This window comes from Oligoflexus sp. (genome assembly GCF_035712445.1).
Taxonomy (GTDB): domain Bacteria; phylum Bdellovibrionota_B; class Oligoflexia; order Oligoflexales; family Oligoflexaceae; genus Oligoflexus.
Window position 1 is genome coordinate 1 of record NZ_DASTAT010000015.1, and the last position, 8,102, is coordinate 8,102.

The window sequence follows — 8,102 nt, forward strand, 5'->3', positions numbered from 1 at the left end:
CGCTTATCGGCGCCAACCATATCCGCAAGATGTTCTGCTCCTTCGGCTGGGACTGGGGTCCGCAGATTCCCGATACGGGCATCTATCGCGATATTCGTTTGGTTCGGTATGAAAAGGCGCGGATTTCTGATCTGCATGTGACGCAGACCCACGCGAAGAACGCGGTGACTCTGTCGCTGGCATCCCAGGTGGAAAGTTGGACGGAGGCTCAGCGTCAGCTGGAAGTGACTCTGACGGATCCCAAGGGCCAGAAGACGAGTCACACGCTGCCGGCCGGCGGAAGCGGCGATATTCGCATTGATGCGCCGCAGCTCTGGTGGCCGAATGGCTATGGTGAGCAGCCGCTTTATACGGTTGAAGCGAAACTCCTTGAAGACGGCAAGGTCCTTCATAGCGTGACCCAGCGCGTCGGGCTTCGCACGCTCAAGCTGGAGCGTAAGCCGGATGAATGGGGAGAAAGCTTTCAGTTCAATTGCAACGGCGTGGCGATCTTTGCCAAGGGCGCGAACTATATCCCCGAGGACGTATACCTGAACCGGGTGACCCCGGCGTCCACGCGGAAGCTTCTGCAAACCTGCGTCGATGCGCATTTCAACTGCCTGCGCGTCTGGGGCGGTGGGATTTATCCGAACGACAGCTTCTTTGATATCTGTGATGAACTCGGCATCATGATCTGGCAGGATCTTATGTTCTCCTGCTCCATCTATGACATCCATAATCCGCAGTTCTTCGATAACATCACGCATGAAGTCCGCGATGCCCTGCACCGCATGCGGAACCATGCCTCACTGGCCCTGATCTGCGGCAACAACGAAATGGAATGGGCCTTCGAGCAGTGGGATTTCCCGAAGACCAAGGAAAACCGGGTCGAGTATATCAAGCAGTATGAAGTGCTGTTCCCCGCTCTGGTCGCTGAAGTTTGCCCCGAGATCGACTACTGGCCCGCTTCGCCTTCATCGGGCGGACACTTCGATAATCCCAACGATTACACGCGTGGCGACGTGCATGACTGGAACGTCTGGCACGGCCGGAAGAATTACACGGAATTCCGGAAAAACTGCTACCGCTTCCTTTCGGAATTCGGTTTCCAGAGTTTCCCGAACATCAAGACCATCCGCAGCTACACAGCGCCTGAAGACCGCAATATCTTCAGCCCGGTGATGGAAGATCACCAGCGGAATGAGAGTGATAACGGCAACAGCAAGATCTTCCACTTCATCGCTGATTACTATCGCTATCCGAAGGATTTCGAAAGCATCGTCTACACCTCGCAGTGCAGCCAATCGGAAGCTCTGCGCTATGCGGTCGAGCATCTCAGGCAAAACCGTGGCCGCTGCATGGGGACCACCTACTGGCAGCTGAATGACAACTGGCCCACGGCTTCGTGGTCTTCGGTGGATTATTTCGGCCGCTGGAAGGCCATGCATTACGGAGCGAAGCGCTGCTATGATCCGGTCCTGGTTTCCATCAAGGAAACCCGTGACGCGGCCGAGATTCACCTCACGAACGATCGTCTGCAGCCGACTCATGGGACATTGAAGTGGAAGCTCATGACCTTGAAAGGCGAAGTCGTGAAATCGGGTGAACGCATGGTGGAATGCGCGCCTCTCAGCAATACGCTTTTGGAAAAACTCGACTTCAGTCAGGAGGTGGCGGGGCACCTGGCCCGTGATCGCTACCTTTCGGTGTCGTATCACGATCCCAAGGATCAGAGCGAGCGCTTCACCACGGCGACCTTTGTTCCTTATAAGCAGCTGAACCTGGAGGCTCCCGAACTCAAGACCGAGATTCGCGAAGGCCAAGGCGTTTGGGAAATCCACGTCACGGCGGGCAGCTGCTTTGCGAAGTTCGTGGAACTCGATCTGATCCGGGATGATGTCGTCTTCTCGGACAACTACTTCGATCTGGATGCCGGTCAAAGCCGGGTGATTACCGTGGCTCAGGCTGCGATTACGCAGGGTGAGCTTTTGGAGCAACTGCGGGCCCGCTCCCTTTTCGACTCTTACGAATGAGGCTCTGATATGAGGTACGGAAGTCTGATTCTGGCCGGTTTTTGGGTGCTTCTGCCTTCGTGTCTTCTGAAAGGTCCGGCGGTGGTGAACGAACACCTCCCGCCACCGGATCCGCGCCGGCAGGTGCTGGATGTCGCCAACTTCAGCGATGCGAACTGGGAGTACTTCGGTTTTTATGATGGCGGCACGACCTTTGAGCATCAGTATGGTGGCAAAGGCGCGGGCTATTATGATTACCGTTTCCGCGGCCTGGATCAGCCTCCGTCCTCTTTTATTGTGCGCGCCCGTATGAGCGCGGAATCGAATACGGTCGGCAAACCCGAAGAAAAAAGCGAGGTCACGCTGCTGGTGAACGGTGTTGACATCGGAACGCAGACGGTTGTGCCCGACGATACGGAAGGCCAGGTCTATGAATGGAAGGTCGAGGATCCGGCCCGTCTTCAGAGTTTGAATCTGAAACCCGGAGAGCAGAATATTCTCCGGTTCGCCGTGAAGGACAAGGCTCGTTTTCGGAATGGGATTTGTCTTTACGGGGCGGCTTTGAGCAAGGACAAAACGCGCGACGCCGTTCCCATTACCATAGAAATGCCGACAGAGAGGGCCCGATAGTATGCGCCATACTCTTTGGATAGTCCTGGGGATGCTCCTGGGCAGCAGCTTTCAAGCAAAGGCCGCGGATCTGGTCGATGGATTCGAAGACACGCTCGTTTGGGAAGTGAAAGAGTGGGGGGATGGGGCTCAGCTCAGCCTCAGCACCGAGCATGCAACCCAGGGACAGAAGTCGCTGGAGGTGAAGCTCGATCCCAATAACAAAAAGCCGGACAATAAGGGTTTGTTTCTCAGGCGCGGATTCAGCGGCCGTCCCGAGAATCTGAAGGCCGTGGAGGTCGATATCTTCAATGGCCTCGGGAAACCGATTGAAATGGCCATGGCCGTGGAAGCGGATGAATACTATGAAACGCCAAAAGTTAAGCTTCAGGCAGGTCTGAATCGCAATGTCCGTGTGGATCTGCTGGCGCCTAAATTCAAAGCGGCCTCGTCGAACTGGGAATACAAAACCGCCATCAAAAAAGGTGCGGCGATCGGCAACGCCTTCTTCGTTTTTTATTCGGGTGATATCCGTGAAGGGAAGATCTGGCTGGATAATGTCCGCGTGAATGAATGGGGCAATAGCCTCGTCCTTCTGCGGCAAAGATCAAGCCCTCGTGGGGCCCCGGGGAAGCTGAAAGTTATGGATGCTCCTGCCACGGTCAAGGTCGGTACCAAATACGAAGTGACTTTAAATTTTGACAGCCTATATCACAACCCCTTTGATCCGGATGAGATTGCGGTGGATGGGGTCTTCAACTCTCCGAGTGGACGTCAGCTGCGTATGCCAGGGTTTTTGGCGAAAGGCGATGTGAACCTGAAGGATCCCGTCACTGATGGTGTATGGAAGCTGCGCATCACGCCGGATGAAGCCGGGGCCTGGACGTTCAAAGTATTGGTGAAAAACGCGCGCGGGACTACCGAGTCCGGCTTGCAGCGTTTTACTGTGGATAATGCGCCCTTTAAAGGTTTTTTGCGCGTTGATGCCAAGGATCCTCATTACTTCAGTTTTGATGACGGGAGTTTTTATTATCCGCTGGGCCAGAACGTGGGTTGGGATTCGGATGAAAATTATAAGAAAATTTTTGCCGCGATGGGCCAGACGGGTCAGAACTGGTCGCGGGTTTGGATGTCCAACTGGAGTTTCGGCCTTGAGTGGAAGGAGATGGGCTTTTTCCGCGGGCTTGGCAACTATAACCTTGTGAATGCCGAGCGTTTGGATCGACTGCTGGACCTGGCGGCGCAGAATGGAATCTATCTGCAGCTGGTCTTTGATTTTCATGGGGCCTTCAGCAGCAAGGTGAACCCGGAGTGGATGAATAACCCCTATAATAAGTCGAACGGCGGGCTGTTGGCCAAGGCTGACGATTTCTGGACCGATCCCAAGGCGCGTGAGCTTTATAAAAGGCGGCTGCGCTATATCGTGGCGCGCTGGGGCTTTAGTCCGCAGGTGATGGCCTGGGAATTTTTCAATGAGATCAATTTCAGCGATAACTTTGAGCCGGAGAAAGAAACGGCCTGGCTCAAGGACATGAGCGCCTGGCTGAAGTCGATGGATCCGCATAAGCATATGATCACGACCTCCTATTATGATTATTATAATAAAAAGACTTACGAGCTGCCGACCATTGATTACACGCAGTATCATGCCTATCAAAAGCGGGTTGTGAAGACCATGCAGGCGGTTGTCGAACGCTTCCGACATTTCAATAAACCCTTTTTCTTCGCGGAATTCGGCGGGAATTCGGCGGATGGCGTGGATGATGCCGATAAAAAAGGCATCTTCCTGCATGCCGGGATCTGGTCGCAGGCCATGCAGCCGACCGGCGGCAACGCCATGCCCTGGTGGTGGAATACGCACATTGCTCCCAACGATCTTTATTATCATTGGAAGGCCCTTGCGAATTATCTGGATGGAATTGATCGTCGCGGCAAGGACTGGCAGACTGTCCGTGAAGAATGGGTGATTCAGCGGCGTCTCGGACTTGATGAAAAGCTTGTTTTCCAGGGTCTTCGCAGCACCGATCTGATGCTCGGCTGGGTTGCGGATAGCCGAGCGTTTCAGGCTGCCGATGGCGGGTCGCCCAAGGATTGGAGTAAGATCCAGTTCAAGGTCGAGATTCCCAAGGATGGTTTTTTTGCCGTTGAATACTGGGACACCATCAAGGGCACGGTGATTGGCAAGGCGGATATGAAGTCGCGTGAAGGTCGCCTGTATCTGACGCTGCCTGATTTTAAGAACGATATCGCGTTTAAAGTGATCCGGACGAAGGATCCCTCAAGCCTGGCAGGAACCCCATGAACGACAAAGCCCCCGAAGCATGGTATTGGCGGATCTATCGACCACATGCCAAAAGCTTTGTGGGGATGACGCTGTTTTTCATTTTGAAATCCTCCTGCGTGTGGATCTCGCCGATTATCATGGCTAGGCTCATTGATATTGCGAGTTCCAATGATCCGAACCGCTGGAATTGGGCCTTGGGTTTGGGTGGTCTTCAGATTGCTTTGGTGCTGATTAACTATCCGACGGCTTTAAAATCGGTGCAGCTGCAAAGCCGTCTGTCGCGTGGGGTGAGTCTGGATCTGCGGCTGCAGGTTTGCCAACGGATTCATGATCTGGGGTTTTTGCAGCAGGCTCGCTTTCGCGAGGGGAAGCTCTATGCGAAGGCGATCCGTGATGTGGAGATGATCGAGCAGTTTCCCAAGGTGTTTTTGAATCAGATACTGTCCACGGGGATGTCTCTCCTTATTATTCTATTCAGTATACTCTGGCGCGCGCCGGAGGCACTTTGGGTGTTTGTCGCGTCCATTCCTTTGGCTGTTTTCCTGCGGATGCATTTTCTGAAGAACATGCAGGCGATTTCAGCAGATTATCGGCTGAGCTTTGAGACCATGTCGACCAGCCTGCATAATCAAATCAGTTTGAATACCATCACGAAAGCGCATGGATTGGAAGCCTATGCGATGGCTCAGCTGAAGCCGCGGATTAATGATGTTTACCGTGTGGGGCAGAAGTTTGATTTTGCTGCGGAACGGATGGGGGCGGCTAGTTTTGTCAGTTTTACTCTTGTTCAGGTGCTGTTCCTTCTGCTTTCCATTTGGCTCTGTGTGAAAGGGAGTATCAGCGTCGGTGATATTGTGATGTTTAATTCCTTCTTTGCCTCAATCAGCGGCTCTTTTATGGGATTGATCGGTACTTTGCCTTTGCTCTCGCAGATGCGGGAGTCGTCTCGTTCCCTGGATGAACTCCTGACCCTGCCTGTCGCATATGAAGACGCGGGCCAGCCCTTGCCGCATACGCATGGGCATATTGAATTTCGGAATGTCTCCTTCCGCTATCCAGAAAGTGTGTCGGATGCTGTGCATGATATCAACTTCTCGATAGTCCCCGGGCAGGCCATCGCCGTTGTTGGACCGAGTGGCTGCGGAAAGAGCACACTTTTAGCCTTGGTTTTAGGCTTCCTCAAGCCTCAACGCGGTCAGATCCTCCTTGATGGCTTCAACCTCAGCTCCCTCAACCTCCGCGACTATCGACAACACATCGGCGTCGTCACACAAGACATCGCCCTTGTCACCGGCACCATCTTCGAAAACGTTGCCTACGGCAAACCCGGCGCCACAGAAACCGAAGTCATAGAGGCCCTTCGCGAAGCCGAGGCCTGGGGCTTCGTCTCCGCCCTCCCAGGCGGCCTCCAGGCCATGCTCGGCGAAGACGGCATTCGCCTCAGCGGCGGGCAAAAACAACGCCTCGCCCTGGCCCGTGCTCTCATCCGCAACCCCCGCATCCTGGTCCTCGACGAAGCCACCTCCGCCCTGGATGTGACCCTCGAAGACCGGCTCCAGAAAACCCTCCGTCGCCTTATGGTCGGCCGCACGACCTTCATCGTATCCCACCGCAGCCCGACTATCGTTGGCTGCGATCAGATTCTCATCATGGATGAAGGGCGTGTGGTGGCGCGAGGGACTCATGAGGAGCTTTTGCATACCTCGGCGTTCTACTCGCAGTTTGCTGCTGGTTCCGAACGCGCAGCTGCGGCTGTGAGTTAGGAAACCGCTTACTCAGGTCCCAAAGAGCTGCTGAGTTGGGGTTGGTTGCAGATTTTGATATGCTATGTAAACCCCATCCATAGCTGAGTCCGGACTTCCTGGATCAATTCCTTCTGGCTGGGAGCAGGATTGGGCATTCAAGCTTACGGCAGTTGGATTTCCACCCCAGGCTACATTTCAGTTTAGCCTGCTTCTTAAATTGCAGTTTTGCCAGTAAGTGCCTTAGGGGCTCAAAATAAGGATCGTCATGAGACTCAGTCTGCCTAACGTTGCGTGGTTTATCCTACTGCAGCTCGGGGAGCTGGCTGCGGCGGGCCACGCTACGAGTAAACAAACCCGATATGCTGAGTTTCATTTTCCTTATGAAACCAAAATGGAGCAGGGCCATCCGACGCCAAAAACCTCGATTCCCCAAGCACAAGCCCGTTGCGAAGAGTGGGCCTGTAGGATTCAAAGGGCATTTTCGGACATAAAAAGCATAGAATGCAAGGTCAAGCCGACCTGGAAATGCAATTTCCGCGCTTTATCGACCTGCTATGGCTTTGTTCAAGCCGCTGTGGAGTTTAAGCAGCCGCGACTGGTGAAACGATATACCAGTAAGTTTAGAAATTCGGACTTGAATGAAAAGGCTTGCCAGGATTGGAGCAAAGATCTCAGCAAGCAATTCGAAAACAGAATCCTTTTCATGCAATGTGAGCAGTCAGGCTCGCTCCTGGGCGCCGATCAGCGGGTAACGTACTCCTACGATGGTGAAGTCGTTGTGATCCCATAAGCGCAAAGAAAGGCGATTCCGCTGTTCCCTGCTCGAATCGATTAAGGGTCGTCAGCGACCGGATACGGAATACTTCAGGCGGCCAGGGAGCCAATACTTCTTGGAATACTTGAACATGTTCAACACTACATCCGACCATTCAGGATAGCCATACACCTGGTATAAATCGAGCGTGCCTAGGGGATCACCGCCGGCCGCGATCAGGCTTTCATTGATATAGTAATTGAAAGAGGGATGTTTTGTTTCTCTCTGATAATGGGCGTGGAGCCACGGGTAAGTCGCGGCGGGCCAAAGGCCCACGTGCTCCAGGCGACGAAACGTTCTGCGAGATTCAAAGCATGAGGGAACTCAACGACTCTGAGTACAATCGCTAAGGCATAGCGGACGGGGCTTGGGGAGCTTCTCTTACATCCTGATGCGGTAGGTCTCATTAAGGATGGCAAGCGTCTTGTCCACACCTGGCAAAAAAGTTCCGCTTCGCAGAAGCCTGGCTCTGTGCTAGCTTTTGGCAAAATTTGCTCAGGCAGTTCAGATGAAAGGCTTAACTCATGTCGCTATTCCGCGTTTTAAGTTTCCGTATGACTATTTTTTTAGTAGGAATCTCGTTGGGTCAGTTGGCCTTGGCTGATCTTCCTTTGCAGCATCTTCCCCCGGGAATTCAGCGATTGGCAGCCCTTCCTGAC

General features: G+C 53.7%; 4 protein-coding genes. All 4 read left to right on the top strand.

What is annotated here, in order from left to right; genetic code table 11:
* Positions 1-2,012 (top strand): beta-mannosidase (locus VFO10_RS02555; protein ID WP_325137106.1); only part of this gene is annotated, 2,012 nt, incomplete at its 5' end.
* 9 nt (positions 2,013-2,021) lie between these two features.
* On the top strand, positions 2,022-2,621 hold the full coding sequence (locus tag VFO10_RS02560) for a hypothetical protein (protein WP_325137107.1): 600 nt from the start codon (positions 2,022-2,024) through the stop codon (positions 2,619-2,621).
* A gap of 1 nt (position 2,622) precedes the next feature.
* Entirely contained in the window at positions 2,623-4,902 is a 2,280-nt protein-coding gene (locus VFO10_RS02565; protein WP_325137108.1) for a DUF5060 domain-containing protein, read from the top strand.
* Positions 4,899-6,647, top strand: a complete 1,749-nt coding sequence (locus VFO10_RS02570; RefSeq protein ID WP_325137109.1) for an ABC transporter ATP-binding protein — start codon at positions 4,899-4,901, stop codon at positions 6,645-6,647. Before VFO10_RS02565 ends, VFO10_RS02570 begins: the two co-directional genes overlap by 4 nt.
* Positions 6,648-8,102 lie beyond the last annotated feature (1,455 nt).